At 56.8% G+C, this 26467-nt stretch carries 23 protein-coding genes; 13 read left to right on the top strand and 10 right to left on the bottom strand.

Annotation, left to right across the window (positions count from 1 at the left end):
* Positions 1-35: 35 nt before the first annotated feature.
* A complete protein-coding gene (locus C5Y96_RS14130) occupies positions 36-614 on the bottom strand; it encodes a sigma-70 family RNA polymerase sigma factor (protein WP_233198965.1) in 579 nt (192 codons plus the stop codon).
* Positions 615-755: 141 nt separating this feature from the next.
* Between C5Y96_RS14130 and C5Y96_RS14125 the strand changes: the two genes are divergently transcribed.
* From C5Y96_RS14125 to C5Y96_RS14100, 6 genes are all read left to right on the top strand, one after another.
* Entirely contained in the window at positions 756-2327 is a 1572-nt protein-coding gene (locus tag C5Y96_RS14125; protein WP_105354460.1) for a hypothetical protein, read from the top strand.
* A gap of 101 nt (positions 2328-2428) precedes the next feature.
* Positions 2429-3205 carry an HAD family hydrolase gene (locus tag C5Y96_RS14120; protein WP_158261233.1) on the top strand — a complete coding sequence of 259 codons (777 nt, stop codon included), beginning with the start codon at positions 2429-2431 and terminating at the stop codon, positions 3203-3205.
* Between the two features lie 6 nt (positions 3206-3211).
* The gene (locus C5Y96_RS14115; RefSeq protein ID WP_105354455.1) at positions 3212-4492 is read left to right on the top strand and encodes a glycosyltransferase family 4 protein; all 1281 of its coding nucleotides are present in this window, start codon (positions 3212-3214) and stop codon (positions 4490-4492) included.
* A 50-nt stretch (positions 4493-4542) separates the two neighbouring features.
* Complete coding sequence (locus tag C5Y96_RS14110) at positions 4543-6273, top strand: alpha-amylase family glycosyl hydrolase (RefSeq protein WP_105354453.1); 1731 nt, start codon at positions 4543-4545, stop codon at positions 6271-6273.
* Between the two features lie 67 nt (positions 6274-6340).
* A complete protein-coding gene (locus C5Y96_RS14105; RefSeq protein ID WP_105354451.1) occupies positions 6341-7561 on the top strand; it encodes a glycosyl transferase in 1221 nt (406 codons plus the stop codon).
* 76 nt (positions 7562-7637) lie between these two features.
* On the top strand, positions 7638-8207 hold the full coding sequence (locus C5Y96_RS14100) for a hypothetical protein (RefSeq protein ID WP_105354449.1): 570 nt from the start codon (positions 7638-7640) through the stop codon (positions 8205-8207).
* A gap of 148 nt (positions 8208-8355) precedes the next feature.
* On the opposite strand, the gene C5Y96_RS14095 is transcribed toward C5Y96_RS14100, so the two are convergent.
* Entirely contained in the window at positions 8356-8985 is a 630-nt protein-coding gene (locus tag C5Y96_RS14095; protein ID WP_105354447.1) for a DUF1080 domain-containing protein, read from the bottom strand.
* A gap of 288 nt (positions 8986-9273) precedes the next feature.
* On the opposite strand from C5Y96_RS14095, the gene C5Y96_RS14090 reads away from it, so the two are divergent.
* Complete coding sequence (locus C5Y96_RS14090) at positions 9274-10062, top strand: hypothetical protein (RefSeq protein ID WP_105354445.1); 789 nt, start codon at positions 9274-9276, stop codon at positions 10060-10062.
* A 3-nt stretch (positions 10063-10065) separates the two neighbouring features.
* Here C5Y96_RS14090 and C5Y96_RS14085 read toward each other — a convergent pair whose 3' ends face one another.
* Positions 10066-11001: a ZIP family metal transporter gene (locus C5Y96_RS14085; RefSeq protein ID WP_105354443.1), complete on the bottom strand. Its 936-nt coding sequence runs from the start codon at positions 10999-11001 to the stop codon at positions 10066-10068.
* Positions 11002-11185: 184 nt separating this feature from the next.
* On the opposite strand from C5Y96_RS14085, the gene C5Y96_RS14080 reads away from it, so the two are divergent.
* From C5Y96_RS14080 to C5Y96_RS14055, 6 genes are all read left to right on the top strand, one after another.
* Entirely contained in the window at positions 11186-13387 is a 2202-nt protein-coding gene (locus tag C5Y96_RS14080) for a heavy metal translocating P-type ATPase (protein ID WP_105354441.1), read from the top strand.
* A gap of 104 nt (positions 13388-13491) precedes the next feature.
* Positions 13492-14676 (top strand): phosphoglycerate kinase, encoded by a 1185-nt coding sequence (locus tag C5Y96_RS14075; RefSeq protein ID WP_105354439.1) that lies wholly within the window; start codon positions 13492-13494, stop codon positions 14674-14676.
* Positions 14677-14759: 83 nt separating this feature from the next.
* Positions 14760-15311, top strand: coding sequence for a DinB family protein (locus C5Y96_RS14070; RefSeq protein ID WP_105354437.1), 552 nt, complete (start codon positions 14760-14762; stop codon positions 15309-15311).
* Between the two features lie 39 nt (positions 15312-15350).
* Positions 15351-15764, top strand: a complete 414-nt coding sequence (locus C5Y96_RS14065; protein WP_105354435.1) for a fluoride efflux transporter FluC — start codon at positions 15351-15353, stop codon at positions 15762-15764.
* Positions 15765-15981: 217 nt separating this feature from the next.
* Positions 15982-18087 (top strand): DUF1559 domain-containing protein, encoded by a 2106-nt coding sequence (locus tag C5Y96_RS14060; RefSeq protein ID WP_105354433.1) that lies wholly within the window; start codon positions 15982-15984, stop codon positions 18085-18087.
* Between the two features lie 141 nt (positions 18088-18228).
* Positions 18229-19854, top strand: coding sequence for a phytoene desaturase family protein (locus C5Y96_RS14055; RefSeq protein ID WP_105354431.1), 1626 nt, complete (start codon positions 18229-18231; stop codon positions 19852-19854).
* On the opposite strand, the gene C5Y96_RS14050 is transcribed toward C5Y96_RS14055, so the two are convergent.
* The 7 genes from C5Y96_RS14050 to C5Y96_RS14020 all read right to left on the bottom strand — a co-directional run bounded on the left by C5Y96_RS14050 (position 19851) and on the right by C5Y96_RS14020 (position 26432).
* Positions 19851-20504 (bottom strand): hypothetical protein, encoded by a 654-nt coding sequence (locus tag C5Y96_RS14050; protein ID WP_233198964.1) that lies wholly within the window; start codon positions 20502-20504, stop codon positions 19851-19853. The two genes, C5Y96_RS14055 and C5Y96_RS14050, sit on opposite strands and share 4 nt — an antisense overlap.
* A 49-nt stretch (positions 20505-20553) precedes the next feature.
* Positions 20554-21288, bottom strand: a complete 735-nt coding sequence (locus C5Y96_RS14045; protein ID WP_105354428.1) for a class I SAM-dependent methyltransferase — start codon at positions 21286-21288, stop codon at positions 20554-20556.
* A gap of 33 nt (positions 21289-21321) precedes the next feature.
* On the bottom strand, positions 21322-22521 hold the full coding sequence (locus tag C5Y96_RS14040; RefSeq protein ID WP_105354425.1) for a DUF3419 family protein: 1200 nt from the start codon (positions 22519-22521) through the stop codon (positions 21322-21324).
* Between the two features lie 255 nt (positions 22522-22776).
* Positions 22777-23679 (bottom strand): DNA-binding domain-containing protein, encoded by a 903-nt coding sequence (locus C5Y96_RS14035; RefSeq protein WP_105354423.1) that lies wholly within the window; start codon positions 23677-23679, stop codon positions 22777-22779.
* A gap of 4 nt (positions 23680-23683) precedes the next feature.
* A complete protein-coding gene (locus C5Y96_RS14030; protein ID WP_105354420.1) occupies positions 23684-24595 on the bottom strand; it encodes a DUF692 domain-containing protein in 912 nt (303 codons plus the stop codon).
* Positions 24596-24630: 35 nt separating this feature from the next.
* Positions 24631-25083, bottom strand: coding sequence for a twin-arginine translocation signal domain-containing protein (locus C5Y96_RS14025; RefSeq protein ID WP_105354417.1), 453 nt, complete (start codon positions 25081-25083; stop codon positions 24631-24633).
* A gap of 101 nt (positions 25084-25184) precedes the next feature.
* Positions 25185-26432 carry an aminotransferase class V-fold PLP-dependent enzyme gene (locus C5Y96_RS14020; RefSeq protein ID WP_105354415.1) on the bottom strand — a complete coding sequence of 416 codons (1248 nt, stop codon included), beginning with the start codon at positions 26430-26432 and terminating at the stop codon, positions 25185-25187.
* Positions 26433-26467 lie beyond the last annotated feature (35 nt).

The raw sequence follows: 26467 nt of genomic DNA, 5'->3' as shown, positions 1-26467 counted from the left end.
CCAAGTATCCGCCCCGCGACACGTGGGCCCAACGGCTAGGAATTGTCTGTTTGGGATCCGTCATCCAACCGGGCAGTGAGCCAGGCTTTGGCCATGCGCCAATCTCCTTTGACGGTCGATACGGAAACGTCCAGGGCTGCAGCGGTTTCTTCGACGGTCATTCCGGCGAAGTAGCGCATCTCGATGATCTTGGCGTGGCGTGGGTTCAGCTCGGCCAGTTCGGTAAGCAGTTCGTCGAGCTCAACCAGGTCGACGTTGTTCTGGGGGTCTCCGGCAACGAGACCTTCTTCCAGGGTGATCCGCTGGGCTCCTTTGCCCCGCTTAGCCGCGTTCTTGGTGCGGGCATGATCGACAAGGATGCGCCGCATGATATTCGAAGCGACGGCACAGAAGTGCGCTTTTCCTTTCCACTCGACACGATTCTGATCAACGAGTTTCAAGAACGCTTCATGCACCAAGGCCGTGGCCTGCAGCGTGTGATCGGCGCGTTCGTTGCGCATGTGCTGATTGGCGATTCCCTTCAATTCCTGGTAGAGAATCGGCAGCAGTTTATCGGCCGCATCGCGTTTGCCGCTAGAAAGTGATGCCAGCAAACTTTCGACGTCATCGCTCATGAAGATAAGATTCCTCCGTACAGAGGGCAGGGGGGTCGACTTGATTCTCATTGCTTCCATGTCTAGCTTAACAGTCGACGGGGCAGGGGAGAATGCACCGCAAGAGTTTTGTTGGCTGGCTGGAAACCTGGAAGGATCTCGATGAACCTGGTAATCGTGCACCATCACCTCAATCGCGGCGGCGTGACCCAGGTGATCCTCAATCACCTGCGAGCGCTGCACGAAGCTGGGGGCAAAGAGATCTTCGATCGAATCGTCATCTTGTACGGAGGACGAGCAACCGGCTGGCCTGACGCGATGGAGCCGGCACTGGAAGGAATCGAGCTCGTCGCACTTCCCAGTATCGACTACGACACGGTCACTGCTGTCGGGGAAGAAGCCCCCTACCGGGCAACTTCTGAAAAGCTTCAGCAGTTGGGGCTATTGCCTGCGGAGACGCTTTTACACGTACACAATCACACTCTGGGCAAGAATGTCGCATGGCCCAATGCATTGACCCGGTTGGCCGAGGGTGGCTACCGGATGCTATTGCAGCTGCACGATTTCGCCGAAGACTTTCGGCCGGATAACTATCGCCGTCAGGTCGAGTATTACGGCGAAAGTGGAACCGGCATGGCCGAGGTTTACTTTCAGGCCCCTCACGTTCATTACGCCGTGCTGAACTCGCGCGACCGCGGGATTCTGGAAAAGGCTGGTTTCGCCTGCGAAAAGCTGCACTGGCTACCTAACCCGGTACAGCCGTTTCCTTCGCTACCACACCGAGCCGATGCGCGGCACACGCTCGAGGAGAAACTCGAAGTGAAACCGGGCGAACCGTACGTGCTGTATCCGGTTCGTGGCATTCGCCGCAAGAACGTGGGAGAATTGGTCCTTTGGTCGGCGTTGGCCCCCAAGCCGACGACCTTCGGCATCACGCTAGCCCCAGTGAATCCGGTTGAACTTGCGCCATACACCGCATGGCAATCATTGGCAGCAGAGTTGCATCTTCCCTGCAAGTTTGATGTGGGTGGCGATGGTGGGCTTTCGTTTCCCGAGAATCTGGCGGCAGCCGATGCGATCATCAATACGAGCGTGGCTGAAGGGTTTGGGCTCGTGTTCCTCGAAGCGTGGCTGGCAGGCAAGCTGCTGATCGGCCGTGATCTGCCGGAGATTTCGGCCGACTTCAAAGAAGCAGGCCTGCGGCTGGATAGCCTGGCGGCGAGTCTCTACATTCCCAAACGCTGTCCGATCACGGGGCGAGAAGTCTTCTGCGAGGATGCGTATCGTCAGCGAATGACTGAGTTATTCACTCAGGTACTTCGCGACTTCGGGCAGGATACGATGGAAGCGGGCGATCTTCAGAAGCAACTCGATGAACGTCTGAGTGACGAATGGATCGACTTCGCGCTATTGACTGTTCAGGCCCAACAGGAAGTCGTGCGCTCGGTCGCCGCAAGCAAAGCGCTGGCTGAGGCGATTGTAGAAGAGAACGCCCAGGTCATGCGGCCACTGATGCAAGAGAACGCCAACTTCGATTCCACAATTCAAATCAACGCCCAAATTGTCCTGACACGATTCGGACTTAAAGGAACGGGAGAGCGGCTGCTAGAACGTTACGAGCTACTGGCCAGGCAACAGCCGGGACCAGTCTCATCGTTTGCAGGAGCCCATCGGATCTTACGACAATTTGTGGAACTGTCTCGCTTTCATCCTGTTCGCCTGGAAGATGCATGAATTCTTTTTCGGAAATCTTAAGCCGCAACAGTCAACTGCTTGAGCCTATCGCGACCGACCAGCCTGCAGAACTGAAGACGCTACCTGAGATCCGCGCTGTTTTGTTCGATATCTACGGCACCCTGCTGGTGAGCGGCAGCGGTGATGTGGGGACCGCAATGGAGATGACCAAGGGGGATGCCCTGGAAGCGGCCTGGGAGGCAAGCGGCATCCAAAGCAAAGTGCCTGCCGAGGAGATGATTGCGCGATTTTACGAGGTGATTCAGGATGATCACAAAATTGCCACTAAAAGAGGCACTTCTTATCCCGAGGTCGTGATCGAAGAAATTTGGGAAAAAGTTTTTGATGCTCCCCTGCGTTGCGGGCAGATCGAATTGCCGTGCGATTTCGATATGAAACTGTTCGCATTGGAGTTCGAGACGCGTGTGAATCCGGTGTGGCCGATGCCCGGCTTGCGCGAGGTGATCGGCGCGCTGCAACAGCAGGACTACACATTGGGAATCATCAGTAATGCCCAGTACTTCACGCCAAAAATCGTGGAAACGTTCCTGGATTCAACGCTTGAGGAAAATGGTTTCAAGCCGGAGAACTGTTTTTTCTCGTACGAGCATCGCGTCGCCAAGCCAGGGACTGATCTTTATGTGGCCGCTGCGAAAAGTTTAGCCGACCAACAGATCGAGGCGCGGCATACTCTCTATGTTGGCAACGACATGCTAAACGACATCCAACCGGCATCGCAGATTGGCATGAAAACTGCACTGTTCGCTGGAGATCGTCGTAGTCTTCGACTACGGAAGGACGATGCTCGAATGTTGCCAATACACCCTGACGTGACGCTCACTAGACTTTCCGACATTTTGGCTTGCCTTCCGAGATAATCCAACATGAACGTATCTGATACCGCAGGGCACAACATCGGTTTCGTAGGAACACGCTTCGCTGGGACCGATGGTGTCTCGTTAGAGGCGGCCAAATGGGCCAAGGTCCTTTGGGATTACAAGCATGTCAGTTACTGGTACGGCGGGAAAATGGATACCGATCCCGATATTACCAGCCTGGTTCCCCATGCTTATTTTGGTCATCCCGACATACAATGGATTAATCGGCGTATCTTCGGCACGACGACTCGTGATCCGGAAGTTACGCGGCGGATATTCGCGTTGGCCGAGTATCTCAAACACACGTTGTACGAATTCACTCGTCGCTTCAACATCGAGGTGATGATCGTGCAAAATGCGCTCTGCATTCCGATGAACGTTCCTCTGGGCGTGGCCATCACCATGTTCATCGCCGAGACGGGTTTCCCCACGATCGCGCATCATCACGACTTTTACTGGGAACGCGATCGCTTTTCGGTCAACGGCATCAACGACATCCTCAGCATGGCCTTCCCGCCGACGCTGCCGTCGATTCAACACGTGACGATCAACCTGCCAGGCCAGGCAGACCTTTCGCACCGCAAAGGTCAATCGTCGATTCTTGTTCCCAACGTGCTCGACTTCGAAGACCCACCGGTCAACGACGACTACCCACTTAGCTTTAAGGAAGACATCGGCCTTTCCGACGATGACTTCGTGATCCTGCAGCCAACCCGCGTGGTGCCGCGTAAGGGGATCGAGCACGCGATCTCGCTAGTCAATGCGCTTAATAACCCCAAGTACAAGCTGGTGGTCACGCACGAGTCTGGCGACGAAGGGGATGAATATATGAATGCCCTGCAAGAGATGGCCGAGCGTCAAAACGTCGATCTGCGTTTCGTGGCCGATCGTGTCGGAGAAGTGCGGGGCACCGACCGCGAAGGACGCAAGATCTATACGCTGGGCGATTGTTACGCCGCAGCCGACTTCATCAGTTACCCGAGCCTGTACGAAGGATTTGGTAACGCACTGATCGAAGCGTTTTACTTCAAAAAGCCAGTCCTGGTGAATCGTTACTCGATCTTTGTTACCGACATCGAGCCCAAGGGCTTTAAGGTGGTGACGATGGATGGGTATCTGACCAAGGACGTCGTCACCCAAGTACGCAACCTGATGGAAGACGAAGCGTATCGCCAGGAAGTGGTCGAACACAACTTCGAACTCGGCAAACGCTTTTTCAGTTACTCGGTACTTAAACGCAAACTGCGAGCCCTGGTGACCAACTTCACCGGGATGGATGATTTATAGGACGTGTCGCGCTCGTTGCCCGAGACGCGACCGTCGGATAGGGAGGTTCCATGATCGGCACGACAGAACAACACGAAACGCTTCAGCAGCACCTGACCCGCATGTATGGCGAGGCCGCTGCTACCGATGTTCTGCCGCGTCTGGTTGAGTTGATCGAGTCGTATTCCACGAAGATCCCCGAGCCCAAGCGAACCGGCTGGGACGAAACCGACATCGTCCTGATCACCTACGCCGACCAGATCTACGGCCCCGACAAGAAACCACTAGCCATCCTCAAGGACTTTCTGGTCCATCATGGCTATCAGCACCTGCTCAATACGGTTCACCTGCTGCCGTTCTTCCCATACACATCGGACGACGGTTTCTCGGTGGTCGACTACTACCAGGTCGATCCCAACTCCGGAACTTGGGACGACCTGCACTCGCTAGCCGAAGAGTTCAACCTGGCCTTCGACATGGTCGCCAATCACTGCTCGCAGAAGTGCCAGTGGTTCCAGAAGTATCTCCAAGGCGAGAAGCCGTACGATGAGTACTTCATCGATGTCGACCCGAGTACCGACCTCAGTCAGGTCGTCCGGCCGCGGGCACTGCCGCTGTTGTCGCCCTACGAGTCCTCGACTGGTAAGAAGCATGTCTGGACGACGTTCAGTGCCGATCAGGTCGACCTGAATTACGGCAGTCCGGAAGTCTTGCTGGCGATGACCGACGTGCTGCTGTTTTATGTGCAGAATGGGGCTCGGGTGGTTCGTCTGGATGCGATCGCGTTTCTGTGGAAGACGATCGGCACCAGTTGTTTGCACCTGAACGAAACCCACGAGGCGGTCAAGTTGTGGCGAACCGTTACCGAGATGGTCGCCCCGCACGTGCTGCTGCTGACCGAAACGAATGTGCCGCATGCCGAGAACATCAGCTACTTTGGCCTGGCCGACGAAGCGCACATGGTCTATCAGTTCAGCCTGCCGCCGCTGCTGCTGGATGCGTACTTGAACGAAGACGCATCGACCCTCAGCCAGTGGATGGAGTCGCTGTACGATATCCCCACCGGCACCACCTACTTCAACTTCACCGCCTCGCACGATGGCATCGGCGTGCGACCGCTGGAAGGGCTGGTATCGCAGGAGCGACTCGACAAGCTGGTACACGCCACCCAGGCTCGCGGAGGCCTGGTCGGTATGCGAACGATGCCGGACGGTTCGCAGAAGCCGTACGAATTGAACATTACCTATGTCGATGCTCTGGGTGAGCCGGAGGGCTTCGGCCCCGAGCATCATGCCGTGCGGTTCCTGGCATCGCAGGCCATCATGCTGGCCATGAAGGGAATCCCCGGCATTTACTTCCACAGCCTGGTCGGTACCCAGAATCACTTAGGCGGCGTCGAAGAAAGCGGCATTCCCCGGCGGATCAATCGCCGCAAGTACGAGCGACTGGAACTCGAAAACCAGATCAGCCAGCACGAGACGCTGCAGAACCGCATCTTCCATGGCTATCAGAACCTGATCGCCAAACGCATCGAGCAGTCGGCATTTCATCCCGACGGGCCGAGCGAAGTTTTTCACACCGGGAATAAAGCGATCTTTGGATTCAAGCGAACGTCGCCCGATCGCTCGCAAACGATTCTCGTTCTGGCAAACCTGACCGATAAATTGCAAGGTCTGCCATTGAGCAATCCCAAATTACAGCCGTTGACCTACGATCTGATCAGCGATCAATACGTGGTCGAGTCACACGGTATCACGCTCGATCCCTATCAAATCGTGTGGCTCACCGAGCCTGACGAGTAGCTATCTTGCAGCGAGATCGTAGCGGTCCCTCTCCCCCGTCAATCGTCCCCGGCAAGGAGACACGAACTTGTCCGACTTCATTCAACTTGGCCCCATATCAACGCTACACGATTTCGGAACGCTTGGTTCCGAACAGTTGGAACGCACGCTCGAAGATGCTACTAGCGAATATCCGATGGGGCTGATCCTACCGGTGACTGCCAGCGACATGCGTGCCCCGGCGTTCTCGACCATTATGGATCAACTGGAAGGAACAAAATTCCTTAAGACAGTCGTCGTGGTGCTGAACCGCGCACCTGATGTCGAGGACTACCGCGAGTGTCGCCGACTCACTTCCAAGCTCGGTAACATGTGCCGCGTACTCTGGAACGATGGTCCGCGCGGCCAGGCGTCGTTTCAACAACTGACCGACGCAGGCTTTAACGTTTCGGTCCCCGGAAAGGGACGCGCCGTTTGGACGGCGTTTGGTTATCTACTGGCCGATCCTGAAATCAAAGCAATGGCGCTGCACGACTGCGACATCGTGAACTACCACCGCGACATGCTGATGCGGCTATGCTTGCCAATGGCCCACCGCGGTTTCGACTTCGACTTTTGCAAAGCGTACTATGCCCGTGTCACCGATCGCATGCACGGGCGAGTGGTTCGCTTGCTGGTGACACCCCTGTTGCGTTCGCTGATTCGCGTGCTGGGGAACGATGACTTCCTGATCTTCTTGAATAGCTTCCGCTATCCGCTTTCTGGCGAGTTCGCCGTGACATCGACGCTGGTGCGTGCCAATCGCATCCCGAGCGATTGGGGCCTGGAAGTGGGAACGCTGGCGGAGGTCTTTCGCAACACGGCTCCCAAGCGTATTTGTCAGATCGACCTGGGACACCCGTACGAACACAAGCATCAGCCGATCTCGCTGGACGATGCCAACCGCGGCCTAATGAAGATGACCGCCGACATCTTGCACAGCATCTACCGCACGCTATCGAGCCGCGGCATTGTCTTCAGCATGGGGATGTTCAACACGCTGGAATCGGCCTACCTGCGTGATGCCCAGGATGCCATTCGTCAGTACCATGCCGACGCGGTGATCAACGGCCTGGAGTTCGATCGCCATATCGAAGAGCATTCCGTCGAAGGCTTTGCCCGCATGATCACGCAGTGCGGACAAGAGTTCTTCGAGAATCCGGTAATGGCTCACGAGATGCCGACCTGGACACGCGTTCGCAGCGCGATCCCTGACTTCCCGCATACGCTACGGAGATCGGTGGAAGCGGACTCGGCGGAGTTTACGTAGTAGCGAGTCTTGCTGGCTCGCGATAGCATGACGGACTCTTCTCCGCCAGGTTCGCAACCCCGCCAAGAGATCCGTCATGAAGGTCTTTCGTATCCATCCCGAGTATAACGCTCGTTCCGACTACTACGGTCAGCTTGTCAACGCAGGCCGGACTCTGATGCACACGCCGCAATCATGTGTAGGGTCGGTTCTCAGTCAGTGGCCGTCCGACTTGATCTTTTCGGTTGAAGGAGAAGGCGCGGTCTGCGACGTACTACCGACTCCGATGGAGTTGCTCTTTTCTGAGAAGGCGAAATCAAAGCTCGATCCGATCTGTGGTGACCATGCCGAGTGGCTGCCAGTACAAGTCGAACCGCTGGGGGCGATGTACCTGTTTCATCCAACGAGCGTCGTCACCTTGGGCGCCCAGGCAGTCTATCGGCAACGTTCGCCCGGAGACAACATCATTGAGGTTCGCAAGTACGATTTTGATTCGCCAGAGAATCTTCCTCCCTGCTTTCTTATCCCGCAACCGGAATCTAGCCCAGCAGGTCAACAAGGGGGCTCGGTCTCAGGCGTGTTCGTTACGGACACGCTGCGCGACGCCTTCTATGCGTTTCGTGGCATCGACTTCGCCTGTGTGTACACGTCGCCGGAGATGAAGTAACTGGGTGCCTCACGTTCGTCCAAGTTGGCATGGCATCTAGCCCGTGGCTGTTCCAATAGAGCCTACGCCTCTACCATCAAAACACCAAGAAACAAAAACGGCCGCGATTGTGTCGCGGCCGTTCTCGTTTTGTTCTTATGTATGAAAACTAGTCGTCCAGACGACGAACCTGGATGTCCTTGAACCAGACGGTGCTGCCTGGATCGTGGGCTTGCAGGGCGAAGGTACCCTTGTCCAGGACGCGAGTGAAATCTTTGCCTGGTTGGGCGTCGTCTGGTTCGGTGTAGTCGGCAGCGACCTTACCGTTGATCTTGGTCACGATGTGCTTGCCATCAACCTTGATGTAATAGTCGAACCATTCGCCGTCTTTGGCTGGCGAGTTGTTCATGACGTCTTTGACCGAGTAGATACCACCGGTCTTCTTCGGATCCTTGTGGGTGTTGTTCACCTGGGCTTCGAAGCCATACTTTGGCCAGCCGGTGTCTTGGAACTTGGTGTGGAAGTAGATGCCACCGTTGCTGTTCTCGTTGGTCTTGACCTTAGCTTTGAATTCGAAGTTCTTGAACGGCTTGTCTTCGCCGACATAGAAGAGGTGGCTGCGATCACCCTTGGCGACGAACGCACCGTCTTCGATCTTCCACGAATCAGGGTTTTCGCTGATCTTCCAACCTTCGAACGACTTGCCGTCCATCAGCGACTTCCACTCGCCTTCGGCGGCGGTAGCGACAGCGGACAACATCAAACAAACCAGGGCACCTGCGGCCAAACGCTTCAACATGAGTTTTCCTTTTCGAAGTACGAATGTCTTCTTGTTCGGGGATGGATTCGTGTCTGTGGGGGGGACCGACAGATCGTAGAGAATAGCACTACGTCGGCGGGACACGAAAATTATGCAGTTGATTTTGGTTGAAACGATCGACCGTGGCAAGATTCCGCACGATTCAGGCGAAGTTTTTATGGATTCGGGACGAATTTTCGCTATTTTTTGAGATCTATAGCGAAGCGCCATTTGCATATAGCCCCATGCGCTTTTGCATTTCGATCCAACCTGGAGAGCATCTGTCCGATGAGCACCGCATCACCATTGCCGATGAGTTGGGAAGTACCCCAGATCTTTCACCAGCGATTGGGAGACGGACCGGGTCGCCAGCGTGTCATGCAAGCAGATGGACACTTGTTAATTGTCACGCATCGGCCACCACGCCATGGCGAACGTGTTCGTGGCGGACGTTACTTTTGGCGCAACCCGGCCGGGACGCTACAAAGCAGCGATCTGGGTCAGGGACCGTCGTCGATGATCAAGCATCTGGAAGAGTACAACGCCGCGATCGCCAAGCTCGAGAAAGCGGAGAACGATGCCCAGTCGAGCGAAGAGTACTTTCGCGTGATCAGCGAACTCGGTCCGCTGCTCAGGGCAACGCGAAACTTGCACAGCACGCTACAGTCGGCCCGCGAGCTATCAGGCAACGACCGAACGATGATTAACTTCCGCGATCGCAGCTACGACTTGGAACGCTCGGCCGAACTGCTGTACAACGAAGCGAAGAACGAACTCGACTTTTTGATCGCCCAACGCACCGAACAACAAGCGGCCAGCAGCCACCGCATGGCGGTCTCGGCACATCGCTTGAACATTCTGGCCGCGTTCTTCTTCCCGATGGTCACCCTGGCAACCATCTTTGGGTCGTCGCTACAGCATGGGTGGGAGACGGCCAACGCCCCAGTTCCGTTTTTCACGATGCTGATCGTGGGCTTCGTTTTGGGGCTTTTGCTGAACTGGTTCATTAACGTGCCGGTTTCCCCCAAACCAAGAACACGCCACGGAGCCGATGCCCGGATTCCACGCACGCCATAGCTGCTACGGTTCGGTGACTTCCGCGGATTGGTCTTGCGGCGGTTTACTGTGGTCGTGCAGACCCCCTGGCTCGGCGAAACCGATCAGGTAGGCCACCGCAACCCCCAGCAGCATGACCAGCGAGAGCTTAACCTTGTCGTGCGAGTGGAACTGTACTTCCGGCAAGATGTCGGCCAGCGAGATACACAGGAAGACACCTGCCGAAAAACAGAGGGCCAGGCCTACCATGAACTGCTTGTCGGCATCGAATCCGTTGTAGCCAGCGAAGAATACCAGCACGCCCAGAGGGCACATCAACGCGTATCCCAGATTGACGATATTGATGACGCTCACCGGCCACTTGCTTTGACGCATGATGAAAGTGATCGACAACGCGTCGAGCGGCTTGTGCAGGAAGATCCCCAGAAAGACACCCAGCCCCAAGAGCCCCATGAAAGCCGAATTGTGATGGGCGGCCGCTGAAACGCCAGCGGCCAACGCGATGCCATCTAACAGAGTATGCAGCGATAGGCCCATGAAGACCCCCAGCCAGCGCATCTTCGAGTCAGGGGCATTATGCGAATGATTGTGCCCATGCGCGTGTCCAGGATGATCATGTTCATGATCACAATGCAAGTGGCCGCCGTGCTTATGATCGCCAGCGGTCGTGCCGGGGTATTCGTTTTCGATGGGGGCATGTTCGTGAAAGTGAAATAGCCGCATCAGGAAGAAGGTCGTTATCAAGCCCACCAGCAAACTGCCCATCGCCCAGTCGAGCGAGTTGCACTCGGCTATCCCGTGCGGCAGCATGTGCAGAATACCCACCCCCAGCATCAGACCACCGACGGCGCTCATCATCATCTGCATGCGGGTATGCGTCAGGCGGATGACCACTGGCAGCCACCCTCCCAGCAGGGAGGCAGCGATGATCAGTAGGCAATAGATCGCCAGCAACAGCATGGATTTGGGTTCCACAACAAAGGGTTGTCCCCGGTACGCATTCACACGTTCGGGGGAAACGTTTCAGCTTAGACGCCAACTGCTTAGATGCCAAGTGGTTACAAGGGCTTTGACCGCGGGCTTTTCAACGCTACCATTCGGGTACATCCGTTTTCCTAAAGCCCTATCACCCAAGTAGATCCGGATGACACACCAAGCTCAGGACGACTCATCTGCCCGGTTCTCGTCGGTCATCCTTCAGGTTGCCGAACTCGACTGCGCGGAAGAAGTACGAATTCTCAAGGACGGCCTAGCCGAGAAGCCAGGGATAGAGAAGCTCGACTTCGACGTCATGCGGGGGCGGATGGACGTACAGTACGACGCCGAACACTGGAACGTCAAACGGTTGTTGGAAGCGGTCCGTTCGCTGGGCATGACAGCTCAGGAAGTGATCGAGACGCCCCAGGCGACGGCGGCAGAAGAGCCGGTACGGCATAACTACAAACGCGAGCGGGCCTTGGTTCGCAGTGGTGCGTTTCTGTTGGTGGCGGTGGTGATTCAGGCCTGGGAGTCCGGCGGGCTCGCGGCACTCTTCGGGCATGGGGACGGGGTGCATTCGATCTCAGTCCTGTCGATCCTGCTATACCTGATTTCAATTTCCCTGGGCCTTCGCTGGATCGCCCCCAAAGCTTTGAAATCGGTCCTGCGGTTTTCCGCCGATATGAATTTGCTGATGACAGTCGCGGTTATCGGTGCAATTGTCCTGGGGGACTTCTTCGAAGCGGCGATGGTGACGTTCCTGTTCACGTTGTCGGAAGTCCTCGAACAGCGCAGTGTCGCCAAGGCCCGGCGTTCGATCCAATCGCTCATGTCGCTGGCCCCAGACGTCGCGCGAGTGAAAACAGAAGAGGGGATCGAAGAAGTCGCGACCGATGAAATCGAGAACGGTAACATCTGCCTTGTGCGTCCCGGCGAACGTATTCCCTTGGATGGTACCGTCGTTCAAGGGGTTTCCGCGATCGATCAAGCGCCGATCACCGGTGAGTCGGTCCCGGTTGAAAAAGAACCTGGCGATCCCGTTTACGCAGGCACCATCAACGGCAGCGGAAGCATCGAGTTCCGTGTGGAAGGGACCTCCGGATCCACGCTTTTGAACCGGATCGTGCGGCTGATCGATCAGGCCTACCAGCGCCGCGCCCCAAGCGAACAGTGGGTCGATCAGTTTGCCCGCTGGTACACTCCCACGATGATGCTGCTGGCGGTGGCCGTGATGGTGATTCCTCCGACGATCATTGGCTGGTCAGTCGAATCGGCGACGACCTGGTTCTACAACGGGCTCGTCCTGCTGGTTATCGCGTGCCCGTGTGCGCTGGTGATCTCGACACCGGTCAGCATTGTGTCCGCTTTGACGGCGGCCGCACGCAATGGGGTGCTGGTCAAAGGAGGCCTTTCGCTGGAAACGATCGCCAAAGTCAAAGCGGTTGTGCTCGACAAGACCGGGACGCTGACCACCGGGATGCCATCGGTGATAAGCGTACAGTGCTTGGGAGATATCACCGAAGAACGAGCCTTGGCCCTGGCCGCTGGGGTGCAGAACCACAGCACGCATCCCATCGCCAAAGCGATTCTGAATTACGTCGAACAACACCAGGGAATCCCGGCGGAGTTTGCCCAGGTCGAAGAAATTCCCGGACGCGGCATCTCTGGGCAAACCGACGGGCAAACGTTCTGGCTCGGCAGCACACGTCTCGCGACCGAACAAGGCGCGGACGTCGCCGGTATTGAAGCCGCCGTTGCCAATACGGGCGTCAATGCGGTGGTCCTGGGACAAGGGAATCAGATTCTGGCAACCTTGCACTTGCAAGATCAGCTACGAGAAACGGCAGCTCATGCGGTCGCGTCGCTGCACCGCCTGGGGGTCGCGCAGGTCGAACTCATTTCTGGCGACCGAACAAACGTGGTTCAGCAAGTTGCCGAGGAAGTTGGAGTCGATGCCTGGAAGGCCGAGCAGTTGCCAGAAGACAAGATCGAAGCGGTCACGCGTCTGCGGCACGACCACAAACTGGTGGCCATGGTTGGCGACGGCATCAACGACGGTCCCGCGCTGGCCGCGGCAGACGTGGGGATTGCCATGGGTGCGATGGGAAGTGATACGGCGATCGAAACGGCCGACGTCGCGCTGATGTCGGACGAGATCGAGAAGCTGCCGTGGCTGATTGCTCATGGCCGAAAAACATTGCGCCTGATCCGGCAGAATATCTTTGCGGCCCTGGCGATCAAGGTGATCTTTATCGTTCTGACGATGGTCGGCTTTTCCAACCTATGGCTGGCCATTCTGGCCGACACAGGCGTTTCGCTGGCAGTGATTGCCAATAGCCTGCGGTTACTGCGGACGAAAACGTCGTAAACGCCTGCCCCTGGGGCGGCACCTTTTGCAAGGCCCACTGAAGCGTTACATTGGCGGTTTCAACGCACAAATTTGAAGATCCTTACTCGGAGCTTGAATCCCCCATGGCAAAGCTATCGATCGCCGACGTAGACGTTAGTGGCAAGAAAGTCCTAATGCGGGTTGACTTTAACGTCCCGCTGGACGGTGACAAGATCACGGACGATCGTCGCATCGAAATGGCCCTTCCTTCGATCAAATCGGTTGTCGATCGTGGCGGTCAGTTGATCCTGATGAGCCACCTGGGCCGTCCTGAGCCAGGCGAAGACAACTCGGCTTACAGCCTGAAGCCTGCCGCGGTTCGCCTGGGTGAATTGCTGGGCAAAGAAGTTGCTTTCGCCTCGGATACGGTGGGTGACGATGCGGCCGCCAAGGTTGCTGCCCTGACCGATGGTGGTGTCGTGGTGCTGGAAAACCTTCGCTTTGAAAAGGGCGAAAAGAAAGGTGACGCCGCGTTCGCTGGCAAGCTCGCCGCGTTTGCCGACATCTACTGCAACGACGCGTTTGGTACCTGCCACCGCACCGATGCCTCGATGGTTGCCGTGCCGGAAGCGATGGACGGCAAGCCGAAGGTTGTTGGTTTCCTGGTTGAAAAGGAAATCACCTACCTGTCCGACGCCATCGGCAACCCCAAGCGTCCGTTCGTCGCGATCCTGGGTGGTGCCAAGGTTTCCGACAAGATCATGGTCATCAAGAACCTGCTGGGCATCTGCGATAAAGTGCTCATCGGTGGGGCCATGGCTTACACATTCTCGCTGGCCCAGGGTGGCAAGGTTGGCAAGAGCCTGGTCGAAAAGGACAAGGTTGAACTGGCCAAAGAATTGATCGCAGCTGGCGGCGACAAGCTGGTTCTGCCGGTCGACACCCATTGCGGCGATGACTTCAGTGGCGACTGCAACAAGCTGGTTGTCAAGGCAGGCGAGATTCCGGACGAATACGAAGGTCTCGACGTCGGTCCAGAAACGGCCAAGCTCTACGCCGACCTGGTGAAGGACGCCCAAACGGTTGTCTGGAATGGTCCGATGGGCGTGTTCGAAATGCCTCCGTTCGACGCCGGTACCAAGGCCGTCGCCGAAGCCATTGCGGAGTCGGATGCGATCAGCATCATCGGTGGTGGTGACAGTGCCGCTGCGATCGGCCAGTTCGGCCTGGACGACAAAGTCACCCACGTTTCGACCGGCGGCGGTGCCAGCTTGTCGATGCTGGAAGGCCAGGCCTTCAAGGCCGTTGATATTCTCGACGACAAATAACGTCGAACGATTCGCAACGATCGAATATCTTAAAGCGGTCCTGGTTTCCAGGGCCGCTTTTTTCATCGACAGGAACATCCCCCATGAATGCCGTCACTCCGATCTTGCGTCTGCACCAGCATCGCGTCTGGGCCACCCATCACCTGCTGGAAGCCTGCGGCCATCTTAGCGAAGAGCAGTTGCATCAGCCCCACGAAATTGGGCAAGAGACCCTTTGGAAAACGATTTGCCACATGTATGCCGCCGAATTCGTTTGGCTGGCGGCGCTGCAAGGAACAGACGATGCGATTGCCCCGGGCGATGTCGCCGGAAAGCTGCCTGGCAATCAGGAAGGAGAGGGAGCCGCAACGTCACGAACGATGCTGATCGAGCGTTGGCAGAAACTCGATCAGCGCTGGAGTGCATATCTCAACTCGCTGACGCCAGAGGACCTGACGCAAACCATCTATCGCAAAAGTTCCAGTAGCTACCAGGGGCAACGCATCGGTAGCCAGGCTATGGATGTCCTTCTGCACGTGGCGACGCATGCCCATTACACCACCGCCCAGGCCATCAACATGCTGCGTCACAGTGGGCTGACCGACTTGCCCCCTTCGATGCTGATTACCCTGGCCCGTAGCGAGGCTGTCACGTAAGCTGAAGTCGTATCGCAGAACGCTGTTAGGGAAAGACGCATGACCAAAGTTATCCTCATCCTGACCATCGCACTTTTCGGAGCATTGGGTGCGTTGGGGCGCGTCTACGTGGGCTCGTTCCTTCAAGGCTATTCGCCTGAATTCGACTCGGTGCGTTTCCCGATCGGCACGTTAGCGGTGAACGTGCTGGGGTGTTTAGTATTCGGCTTCCTGGGATACCTGGGGCACCACCACGAAATCCTTCCGGCTTTCTGGCGTACGGTGCTCCTCTCGGGCTTGCTCGGATCGTTCACGACGTTTTCGACCTTTGGTTTCGAGACGGTGCTGCTGTATCAGGATGCACCGTACGGAAAGTTCTACCTGGCAGCGGCGAACGTCCTGCTGAACGTTACCCTGGGGGTCGGTGCGATCGTGCTGGGGCTGCAACTGGGAAGGTTGTGGACCGGAAATTGACCGGCGACAAGCCCATTTGCGATGGGTTTGTTGCGAGCAGATGAAGAATGCGCTAATTGCATTTTCGCCACAATTGGCAGCCGGGGAAGTCGTCTACAATACACGCCTGATGCATTGTCCCATCCGCGATTAAAGGAGCGGATGGTTCTAGAAACCCGTTGATGGTCCGCTGGACCGATCAACCTGACTCCTACGGTTCGCGATGACTTTTGGCTCTATGATTTGGGCAAATTCGAAGCAACTGGCTTCGTGGGTTTTTGTAGCGTTTGTCTGTTTGGGGATGACCGGCTGCGGCGGTTGCGGGGGAGATTCCCCGTCGAGCAAGCTGGCCCGATTCGATTTCAAGCGAAATTCGGGTAACGACGAAGAAAAACCAGCGGAGGCCCCTGCCAAGAAGCCTGCTGCGGAAGAACCCAAGCCAACGCCACCTGCCGCAAAGAAGCCTGCGGAAACCAAGCCCGCCGCTCCTGCTCCGGCTGCTGAAACGAAACCAGTCGAGAAACCAACGCCAGATCCAACTCCCCAACCAGAGCCTGCGGCAGAACCGATGGCCCCGGTAACCCCGGCGGCCACAACCGAGGTTGCGTCGGTCACACCAACCGAGACTTCGACGACACAGATCCCCGGTGCCCGCGATCGATTTGCGATCCTCGAAGGTTTCAAGCTTCAGCCGGTCCAAGGTGATCGAGCCCATACCAAAGCGCGATCAAAAGCCGTTCTGCACATTCTCGGCCAGGCTCTGGCCCAGCAGATTGCGGATAACCAAACAATCCCCGCCGCTTCCCCTACCGACAAAAGTGGACGACAATTGCTAAGCTGGCGAGTCCACTTGCTTCCGTATCTCGGTTACACCGATCTGTACAACAAGTTCAAACTGGATGAACCGTGGGATAGCCCGCACAACATCAAGCTGTCAGGCGAAAAGCCATACGCGTTCATGACGCCGGAAACACCGGACGATCGCACGAACTTCGTGTTCATGACTGGCCCCACGTGTGCTGCGAATGATCGCCGAGCGAACCCAGTAAGCTCGCTCAGTCCGCGAGGCCTGCACAATTCAGTCGTGGTGGTGGAAGTCGCCGATCCGGCCCATCGCGTGGTTTGGACCAAGCCCGATGATCTGGCGTTCGATCCGCTAGACCCCGCTATGGCCATCACAGGCTGGCCGGACAGCCGCTTCTTAGCGATTACTGGGGATGGTGTCGTTCACGAATTCCCCGTGATCAGCAACGATCACCTCAACCGACTATTCATCGTCAGTAACCCGATCAGCCTGGGTGAAATTGCCACAAGCACTCCTCAGAAGCTTGGCACCACCAACGGCACGAATAGCCCGGTCGAAACCTCGATGACTTCCACCGAGCCTGGTGCTGCCTTATCGCGAAACGATCTCGACCCTAACAAGTTGCCGCTTCCCTCGCGCGTTGAAATCGACAGCGCGACGCTTGAATTGCGACGCCTATTCCAGAACGAAGCTCGTGCGGCTGACCAGGACAAGAAGAAGGAAGAGATCGCCACGAAGCTCCTTCAGCATGCGGAATATTTGAAGAACGATCCGGCCAAACAATGTGCAGCTCTGCAGATCGCCTATCGCTTCGCCATCCTGGCCAAGAACCCCGTGCTGTTGAAAGACGCGTTCGATAAGCTGCAAGAGACGTTCCAAGTCGACAGCTTCAGTTCCGATTTGTACACCGTACGCTTCGGGGCAGAGAACCTGCAAAAGATTCCAGCGCACGAGCTTCCCGAGTTTCGCGAGGTGGCTAAGTCCGTTCTGGAACGTGCCGAACAAGAGAACAACTACGAGGCGATGAACGAACTGATTCAGATTGGCACTCGCTTTGCCGCCAGCCAAAACGATCAGAAAGTCATTGCCGAACTGGATCAACTGAAAGAACGCATCAAGGCCTCGCGTAAGGACTACGATGCCATTCAGGCCCGTTTCCTCTCGCTCGAAGTTCCTTCGCTCGACGAGGCAGGTAACTTAATGGTTGGCAAGTTCTGGTGCGTTCATCGCAACGACTGGGAAAAGGGATTCCCGTTCCTGCTGCGAAGCAACGACGATCGGTTCGAGTACCTGGCCGAGACGGAATTGACCGCACCGATTGATCCTCGTGTCCAATTCAAGATTGCTGAAGGGTGGTGGGAAATTGGTATCAGCAGTCCACCTGGTGCCGAACGCAATAAGTTTCTCGGCCGCGCGGCTCAGTGGTTTAAACTGGCCAACGCAAACATGACCGACTCGATCGAGAAGGTCACGTCGCAGCAACGTCTGCAAGAGTTTACGCGGCTCACCGGCATCACCGATATTCCCGATCTCAGGTAATCCCAGGCCTGACTCGCTTATCAGGGTTATACCGATCGATTCGATTGCTGATGCCCCGGTAAACTTTTCCGCCTGCTTGTGGCGAAGTCTAGATTGATATCCCTCAGTCGCAGACTTCCCTCAGCAAGGATTGGTTAAGGTATGGCATCCGGTGGCGGGCACTTTGATTGCGTTGTAATCGGCGCGGGACACAACGGCTTGATTACCGCCGCGTATCTGGCTAAGTCCGGCAAAAAAGTCGCGGTGCTCGAACGTCGGCACGTGCTGGGAGGGTGCTCGACCAGCGAAGAACTATGGCCTGGCTTCAAGGTCTCGACCGCCTCTTACGTGGTCAGCTTGCTTCTGCCGGAGATAATTCGTGATCTGAAGCTGAAGCAGAACGGCCTGAAGATCCTGCCACGCGATCCTGCCTCGTTCACCCCTACCGACGATGGACGCTACCTGCTGCTGGGGCACGATGTCGCCAGCAACACGAAGGAAATCGCCAAGTTCAGCCAGCACGACGCCGAACAGTATCCGAAGTACAACGAACTGCTCGAGCGCATTGCCGCGGTCGTCGAACCGATCCTGATGAAGACCGCTCCTGACCCGCTGCCGATGCCCAAAGAATGGCGCAACGTCTCGCTGACCAAAAAGATTCGCGACACATCACGTCTGTGGAACTTCTACCAGACGTTTGGCAAACTTGGCGGAGAGATCCCCGAAGCGATCGAGCTCCTTTCCGGCGCGGCCCGGCCAATCCTCGAGCGCTGGTTTGAGAGTGAACCTCTACGAGCCACTCTGGCTACCGATGCGATCATCGGCGCGTTCGCGTCAATCTCGGCACCAGGTACCGCCTACGTGCTACTGCATCACGTGATGGGCGAAGCCGGCGGCAAGCGGGGCGTATGGGGTTTCGTCGAAGGAGGTATGGGGGGCATTGCCGCTTCACTAGCCAAGACCTGCGAAGAACTGGGGGTAACGATCGTTCGTGAAGCACCGGTCGCCAAGATCCACACCAGCGAAGGAAAGACGCAAGGGGTCGAACTCGAAGATGGAACAAACTACGAAGCCAAAGTAGTGGCTTCGAGCGTGGACGCCAACCTGACGTTCCGCAAGTTCCTTTCGCCAGATCAACTGCCGGCCGATTTCCTGCGGGCTATCTCGAACATCGATTACGCTTCCGCTTCGGCAAAGATCAACCTCGCCCTGGCTGAACCGCCACAGTTCACGGCGTACCCCGAATCAGGCCTGAGCCCGATTCATCGCGGCACGATGCACATCTCGCCCACGATGGACTACATCGAACGCGCGTACGACGACGCCAAGTATGGCCGCGCGAGCGAAGAACCTATTCTCGAAATGACGATGCCCACCTCGGTCGACAAAACGATCGCCCCGGAAGGGCAACACATTCTGTCGATCTTTGTACAGTACGCCCCTTACAAGCTGCGGGACGCAAACTGGGACGACATCAAGGAATCGTTTGCCGATCGCTGCATCGCCAAGATTGGCCAGTATGCTCCGAACGTGCCAGGGGCCGTCATCCATCGCCAGGTCCTCTCGCCGCTCGATCTCGAACGAGTATACGGGCTGACTGGAGGCAACATCATGCAAGGGGCGATGAACTTCAATCAGCTCTTCGCCATGCGACCGATCCCAGGCTGGGCTGATCATCGCACTCCGGTAAAAGGACTGTACCTGTGCGGAGCCGCCAGCCACCCTGGCGGTGGTGTGATGGGGGCGTGCGGCAAGAATGCCGCTGTCGAGATCTTGCGAGACTACTAACGAACCAGCTCGAGGGTTGTCCAGATGCTCGGGTCTTCGTCGATGGGGAACTGCGTGTTGACGCTTTGCGTCTGCCAGCCTAGTTCGCGGTCCATCACGGCGTAGAAGAATCCGAGCTTGTCGTACTCGCTGGGATCGTACCCGGTCAGGCTGGTCGCCGGCACGCAGCACTCGAGCAAGTAGCCATCTTTGGTTAACGTTCCTCGAACGCGCAAGTCGCCAGGGCGGACCGGGTTGGCGTTCTCTCTCGCACGGTTGATCAGTAGCTGATCGCCAACGGGATCGCGGTAGCTGGGGCCGGCACCAATGGGCAGAAAAGCGAAGCGATGACAAAACCGGGTCGCGCGGTGCACGTTGTGCGTGGCCCTGGTATCGATCCACAACTGAAATCCGTCACTCTCGTCGACGCGACTTTCTCGACACCATACCGGTTGCCGTTTACCCGTGACCAGTACGGAGAAAGAAACACCACGTTCGTTCCAGCCACCACGAACATCGGCAAACTGCTTGCGGCTGTCGAGCTCTCCGAACCCGCGCACCCGGTACTCTTCCGAGTATTCCAGCGGCTTTTGCTGCCAGATCTTCTCGCGGTAATTCAGTGGGACCGAATACTGAAACAGGAAGGATGGTGAGAGAACCGATTTCGCCATGGGCTTGCCTATTTCGTTTGTGGAAGTTCCATTTGGCTATCGTGCCGACCTACGCTTCACGCTTGGTGCCAGTGAAGATGTAATAGGGTGTCTTGAACCACAGCAAGTAGGGAACCTTGGCCCGGTTCTCTTCCAGCTTGGTGGTTTCGAAGTGTCGCCTCAAATAGGGGACATGATCGCGCGACGGAAAGACATTGTCCGACGCGAACCACACTGGCCAGAAACTACGCGTGAACCACGGATGACGCTTGAGGGACTCGTCGGGGAACTTACGCGAGACGTAAAAATCGACCACGCCGATCGTTCCGCCGGGCTTCAAGATTCGCAGCGCGTTATCGATAGCTGCGAACCAATCGGGAATCATCGTCAGTGAGTAAGAAAACGTCACGACGTCCGCGTAACCTTCGTCCGGCGTCCAGGTAGTGGCGTCGGCCTCAACGGTCTTCACGTTGTTCCAGCCACGCTCCTTGATGCGGTCGTCGCACACCTTGAGCAGCGACGAAGCCAGGTCGACCACGTAGGCATGTTTCAGCGTGCCGATGCGATCGGAAATGAATTCAAGATTCGATCCGGTTCCGCCCCCCATGTCGACCCACACGGCATCCTGCTGGGGCTCGATCGAGCGGTACATTTCTTCCCGCCCTTTGAGCAGGCGTTTGCGGAAGTCATCGTACGCGCCGGCCTGACCGCTATAGAAGCTGTCTAAACGCTCTGCGTGGTTGTCTCCCTTCACCGGCTTCACGGCCAAGTGATACAAGACTTTCAGATCTGAAGCCAGACTCATCCGATGCTCCTCAAGATTAGCGTGGACTCAAACTTAGGCAGCGATGTCCGCGATGCGGAACGCCCCGTAGGTGTGCACGCGATCTTTGACGTGAAGCTCGTCGGCTAGTGGCTGGTTGTAGGTCAACAGTTCGCCGACCTGAATCTTCTGGCCTTTGTGGGTGATCTCGACTTCATCGATGAAGTCGGTGTTCAAACCGCCAGTTCGCCAGATGATGCGGGCATCGGTTTCCCCTTCCATCCGATTAGCAATGGCCTGCCATTCGTTGACCAGGGCGAAGTAAAGCTTGTCAGTCAGCCAGTCCTGGTGATCCAGCAGCACCAGGCGATGAATCGGGTGCCCCTCGTGCTTTTCGAGGAAATGCTGCACTGAATCGGTATGGGTGCTGACCTTGTGTACCAGGCCGTCCTTCAACTTCTGGAAGTTCTCCGGCTTGAGGTACTCTGGACAGCAGGCTTCGGTGTATTGGCCGGTCACGTACACGCGCCAGAAGTAGTTGTCCTGGATAGGCAGTTCGGCGAAGACGGCTCGCATGTTGTCTTGCACGAAGTCGACGATACCATTGGAGTATTGCTTCTCCAAGTGTTCGCGCTGAGCACGCGGCACGCCCACCAGGCTCCAGGTGGTGTCGCGGCTCATGGCAAACTTGAGTGGGCCTGTCCACAGCTTGCGATCGATGATCTCGAAGATCTCTTTCTGCTCTTCCAAGCTCTTGGCATCCAGCAGATCGAGAACCAGCGGTCGCATCCGCAGGACGTTCTCGACGTACATGTTCACCACCTTGGCGAACGCACCAGACGTTCCGCGGAAGTAGAAGCTTCGCTTCTTACGAGGGCGGAAGTACTTGATCTTCCGATCCCAGTAACTGCGAGACCATTCGGGCAGCGAACCACGCAGTTTCGACTTGTAAGTTTCCTTGAAGTCGAGAAGTTGGCCTTTGCCGAACATGGAGAAGAAGTCTTCATACTCCAGGTTCTGGATGGCTGACTTTTTGAGATCCAACAGGGCATTTTGCCGTGGATTCATGTCGACCGCGTAAACATGATTTGCCCCGGCCAGCACATAGTCTAGCGCGTTGCAACCTGCCGACGTGATGACCATCACATTGTGGTGGGGTTGAATCTCAAGGGCGACCCGGTCCAAGCGGGGGTCTTCCCAGCAAGTATTATACACTAAGTTGTTACGGTGAACGAAGTTAAAAACACGACCTCGAACCCAGCTAACCAATGCCATTGCGGCCCTCAAAGAACTAGATCAGGCAAGGATGGGGGAAACCGGATGGGTAACCCTGCCAATACATGGAGCTCTAGAATCAGAACCCCAAGGTAACTCACTGATTGTAGGGGCTCTTGGGCCAATCACAAGCCACAGTGCCCCCCATTCCCCCTCCATTTCCTCGCTTCTTACATAAGATTTACCCATTCTCGGGATCGGGACGGGGAACGTTTATGTGTTGGTGAAGATCCCAGGCAAAGGGTAATAATTTGCCTATCCTGCTGTTCGCTCCGACTGGACATCAATTGCCAGAAAGAACTGCTCAGAGGCAAATTTTGCGAAAGCCGCTGCTAGATCTGCCTGAAGGTTGTCCGGCTGCTCAACCTCTATCAGTGCCCCACCGATGGATTGTGCGACAGTCGCTCCTTCAACTAGTCCGTAAAGGATGTGATACTCCAGTCGCGAAAGGGGTACGCGGCGGACGATGAAATCCCTCCGCGTGAGTGCCAGCCAACTGGGTTCAAACTCAGGAATGGGCGACTGGGCGTCCCGCTTCACCGCCGTGATGAAGTCGTTCACGGGAAAAGGGAAGGCATGCAGCCGTAGACAAGGCACAACCTCGAACGTCGCCTCGGCGAAGCTCTCGGGAGAAATACCTTCCATCTGGACGGGAGAAACGGCTTCTTGCCCCTCAAAGCCAGGCCCGTCGAAGATCAAGTCGATGGAACGCTCAACGACTGCCAAACCCACCAGGAAATCCTCAAAACTCCACTGATCCGTTCTGTAGGTCGGGCTCGTCTCTTCCAGGAATTCAGGAAACCGGTCTCCCAGGCGGTTCAGCGTGTACGACTGCGACGGATACTGCTGCAGATAGGTGACCGCGAACTGATCGAATAGTTCGTCCCCGACCGTTTTGGCAAACAGCGGGTAAATTGACTTCAAGCACTCGATCAGCCGAGCATAGTACGCGTGGGCGTACACCTCTAATCGCTGCACGCTTGTTCGCCGCTCGCTGGGGGTGACGACCGATTCGATCTGCGACGCATCGACGGCGACGTGCTGTTGGGACTCCGGTGAATGAATCCCTGCGACCACGCCGTCGACATGGGTAATCACCGACTGCATCCACTTCTGCAGCACCGGTAAGTCAGGCACGCTTGGTTTGCGGTCGGTCATCGCGCTAGTTCACTTCGTGCTCAATACGATGCGCGGGGTGGGGCAGAGTAGTGTGACGATCATTGCCGGTTTCATCAGTGATGATCGTTTCCCCCTGAATAAACTTCTTCGCCTTGAGAACTTCGGCATGAAGCGTGGGGAAGTCAGGGATATTGGCGTCCCATTCCAAGAGAGTCGACACACCGCCGGTTCGCTCGTGGGCCAGGCGATATAGCTTCCAAACCGGGTCGATCACGTGGCCGTCGTGCGTATCGATGCAGTAATCGCCCATGTTGGTGTGCCCCGCCAAGTGAAACTGGACGATGCTCTCCCACGGGAGGTTCTCGATGTACTCGACCGGATCAAAGTCGTGATTTACAGCCGACACGTAAACGTTATTCACGTCGAGCAGCAGTCCGCAGCCTGTCTCTTGGGTTAACGCGGTGAGGTATTCCCACTCCGTCATGGTCGACGCGGCGAAGGTAACGTAGCTGCTGGGATCTTCCAGGATCAGGGGCCGTTCGAGAAACTCTTGCACCTGGCGAACGCGCTGGGCGACGTGCTGAAGAGTCTCTTCGTTGTAGGGAATCGGCAGTAGGTCATGCGTATTCTTTCCGGAAACGCCGGTCCAGCAAACATGATCGGAGATCCACCGGGCACCGATCGATTGAGACAGAGACTTCAGCTTGGCCAGGTAATCGAAGTCGAGCGGATCGGTGCTGCCGATCGAGAGGGACACGCCATGCATCACCACCTGGTAGCGTTCGGCAATCTGGTCTAGGACATACCGAGGGCGTCCTTGCGAGTCGATGTAGTTCTCGGAGATGATCTCGAACCAGTCGACTGCCGGCCAGTGCTTTAAGATATAGGGGAAATGGGGGGCGCGAAGTCCGACCCCCAGTCCCAAGTTTTCATGGCCAAGCCGTGGCTGTGGCATTATCGCTTCCCAGAGTAAGCCAGGCGATCTTGGTCTTAGGCAGCCGGTTCCGGAGCAGGGCTCAGTTCGACACCCTTCTCTTTCATCCGCTCTTCAAACAGTTCGCGGGCCTTCTTCCACATACCACCAGTCATCGGCACGTGACAACCACCTTTACCGGCACACTCGTTTGCGCCAGGCGTCTGGCCGCAACCCCCTTGCCCTTTGCACTTATTGTGTCCGCCGCAAATGTGAGATTCGACGGTCGCACACGCTCCAGCACCAGCACACTCGTTGGTCCCTTTGGCCCCTTGACCTTTGCACTCGTTCAAGCCGCGGCAAGCATGCTTGGCGACGGTCGAGGTCCCTTCCCCTTCGGCTGGAGTGTCACTGGTCGTCTGGGCATCGGGCTGCGCACCACAACCGATGGTACCGGCCGCGAGCATGCCACTGAGGGCAGCCGCCGAAAGCTTATGAAAGTCGCGTCGGGTGTAGTCTTTCTGAGACATTTGCCTGATATCCTGTCCGAAAAAAAAACCGCGGTAATGATCGTGTCTAACGACCAGTCTAGCGGATTTACAGCCGAACGTCTGGTGACCTGTGATACGGTTTAGCCGAAAAATTCGACCGTCGTCCGTACTGCATCGGCCAGCTTTTCAACCTCTTCGCGCGTGTTATACAGATAAAAACTGGCCCGCACGCTCGCGCTGATGCCTAGCTTTTTATGCAGCGGCAGGGTGCAATGATGCCCCTCGCGAACGGCAATCCCGCGTCCATCGAGAAATGTCGCGATATCGCTGGCAGCCAGGCCATCGATCACAAAGCTGACGATGCCCGCCTTCTTACTGACATCGGGCCCCAAGATCTTCAGCCCCGGCACATCGGCTAACAACTCGTGCGCGTAAGCGGCCAGTGATTGCTCGTGCTGCAGAATGCGAGCCAGGCCGACCTGCTCCAGGTATTCAATCGCCGGCTTCATGGCGATTGCGTCGGCAATGGGAGGGGTACCGGCTTCAAACTTGGCCGGCAACATGGCAGGCGTGAATCGATCGATTTCAACGATATCGATCATGCTTCCTCCACCTAAAAACGGCGGCATCTCTTCCAACAGCGACTGCTTGCCGTACAGCACACCCACGCCTGATGGTCCCAGCATTTTATGGCCACTGAATGCCACGAAATCCGCATCCCAGGTACCCACATCGATCGCTTCGTGCGGCACGGCCTGGGCTGCGTCGATCAGCACCTTGCCCCCCACGGCATGGGCCGCCTCGGTGATCTGAGCCACCGGGTTGATGGTCCCCAGCACGTTCGAAACGGCCGCGAAGGCCACCATCTTGGTTCGTTCGGTAAGTAGCGCCGGCAAGGAATCGAGATCCAGCTGGCCATCGTCGGTGACCGGAATCGCACGGATCGTGGCCCCGGTTCGCTGAGCCAACTGCTGCCAAGGGACGAGATTCGAGTGGTGTTCCATCTCGGTCAGCAGAATCTCGTCGCCTGCGGTGACGTTGGCATCGCCCCAACTGCGGGCCACCAGGTTGATGCCCATGGTAGTGCCGCTGGTGAAGATGACTTCGTTCTCGGACGCCGCCCCGAGAAACCGCTGGACGGCCCGACGAGCCTCTTCAAACAGATCGGTCGACTCGCCACTGAGCCGGTGTGCCCCCCGGTGCACATTAGCGTAATGCTTTGTATAGACATCACTTAGGCAGTTAACCACCGAGGCCGGACGCTGGCTACTGGCACCATTGTCGAGGTAAACAAGGGGATGCTGTTCTTCGTCAACCTGATTCAGAATGGGGAAATCGGCCCGGATGCGCTCGACATCCAATTGCGATTCCACGTCGAAAGTGGCCATGAACCTGTGATTCTGTTGGGGGGAAAGCAACGGTT

The organism is Blastopirellula marina, assembly GCF_002967715.1.
Taxonomy (GTDB): domain Bacteria; phylum Planctomycetota; class Planctomycetia; order Pirellulales; family Pirellulaceae; genus Bremerella; species Bremerella marina_B.
The sequence above is the reverse complement of the archived record's forward strand: the minus strand, read 5'-3'. Positions and strand labels throughout refer to the sequence as shown.

What these genes read in the sequence shown, in the direction of transcription:
- C5Y96_RS14130 (WP_233198965.1), bottom strand. Translation starts at nt 614, where the DNA reads ATGAGCGATGACGTCGAAAGTTTGCTGGCATCACTTTCTAGCGGCAAA.
- C5Y96_RS14125 (WP_105354460.1), top strand. Translation starts at nt 756, where the DNA reads ATGAACCTGGTAATCGTGCACCATCACCTCAATCGCGGCGGCGTGACC.
- C5Y96_RS14115 (WP_105354455.1), top strand. Translation starts at nt 3,212, where the DNA reads ATGAACGTATCTGATACCGCAGGGCACAACATCGGTTTCGTAGGAACA.
- C5Y96_RS14110 (WP_105354453.1), top strand. Translation starts at nt 4,543, where the DNA reads ATGATCGGCACGACAGAACAACACGAAACGCTTCAGCAGCACCTGACC.
- C5Y96_RS14100 (WP_105354449.1), top strand. Translation starts at nt 7,638, where the DNA reads ATGAAGGTCTTTCGTATCCATCCCGAGTATAACGCTCGTTCCGACTAC.
- C5Y96_RS14095 (WP_105354447.1), bottom strand. Translation starts at nt 8,985, where the DNA reads ATGTTGAAGCGTTTGGCCGCAGGTGCCCTGGTTTGTTTGATGTTGTCC.
- C5Y96_RS14090 (WP_105354445.1), top strand. Translation starts at nt 9,274, where the DNA reads ATGAGCACCGCATCACCATTGCCGATGAGTTGGGAAGTACCCCAGATC.
- C5Y96_RS14085 (WP_105354443.1), bottom strand. Translation starts at nt 11,001, where the DNA reads ATGCTGTTGCTGGCGATCTATTGCCTACTGATCATCGCTGCCTCCCTG.
- C5Y96_RS14080 (WP_105354441.1), top strand. Translation starts at nt 11,186, where the DNA reads ATGACACACCAAGCTCAGGACGACTCATCTGCCCGGTTCTCGTCGGTC.
- C5Y96_RS14075 (WP_105354439.1), top strand. Translation starts at nt 13,492, where the DNA reads ATGGCAAAGCTATCGATCGCCGACGTAGACGTTAGTGGCAAGAAAGTC.
- C5Y96_RS14070 (WP_105354437.1), top strand. Translation starts at nt 14,760, where the DNA reads ATGAATGCCGTCACTCCGATCTTGCGTCTGCACCAGCATCGCGTCTGG.
- C5Y96_RS14065 (WP_105354435.1), top strand. Translation starts at nt 15,351, where the DNA reads ATGACCAAAGTTATCCTCATCCTGACCATCGCACTTTTCGGAGCATTG.
- C5Y96_RS14060 (WP_105354433.1), top strand. Translation starts at nt 15,982, where the DNA reads ATGATTTGGGCAAATTCGAAGCAACTGGCTTCGTGGGTTTTTGTAGCG.
- C5Y96_RS14055 (WP_105354431.1), top strand. Translation starts at nt 18,229, where the DNA reads ATGGCATCCGGTGGCGGGCACTTTGATTGCGTTGTAATCGGCGCGGGA.
- C5Y96_RS14050 (WP_233198964.1), bottom strand. Translation starts at nt 20,504, where the DNA reads ATGGCGAAATCGGTTCTCTCACCATCCTTCCTGTTTCAGTATTCGGTC.
- C5Y96_RS14045 (WP_105354428.1), bottom strand. Translation starts at nt 21,288, where the DNA reads ATGAGTCTGGCTTCAGATCTGAAAGTCTTGTATCACTTGGCCGTGAAG.
- C5Y96_RS14040 (WP_105354425.1), bottom strand. Translation starts at nt 22,521, where the DNA reads ATGGCATTGGTTAGCTGGGTTCGAGGTCGTGTTTTTAACTTCGTTCAC.
- C5Y96_RS14035 (WP_105354423.1), bottom strand. Translation starts at nt 23,679, where the DNA reads ATGACCGACCGCAAACCAAGCGTGCCTGACTTACCGGTGCTGCAGAAG.
- C5Y96_RS14030 (WP_105354420.1), bottom strand. Translation starts at nt 24,595, where the DNA reads ATGCCACAGCCACGGCTTGGCCATGAAAACTTGGGACTGGGGGTCGGA.
- C5Y96_RS14025 (WP_105354417.1), bottom strand. Translation starts at nt 25,083, where the DNA reads ATGTCTCAGAAAGACTACACCCGACGCGACTTTCATAAGCTTTCGGCG.
- C5Y96_RS14020 (WP_105354415.1), bottom strand. Translation starts at nt 26,432, where the DNA reads ATGGCCACTTTCGACGTGGAATCGCAATTGGATGTCGAGCGCATCCGG.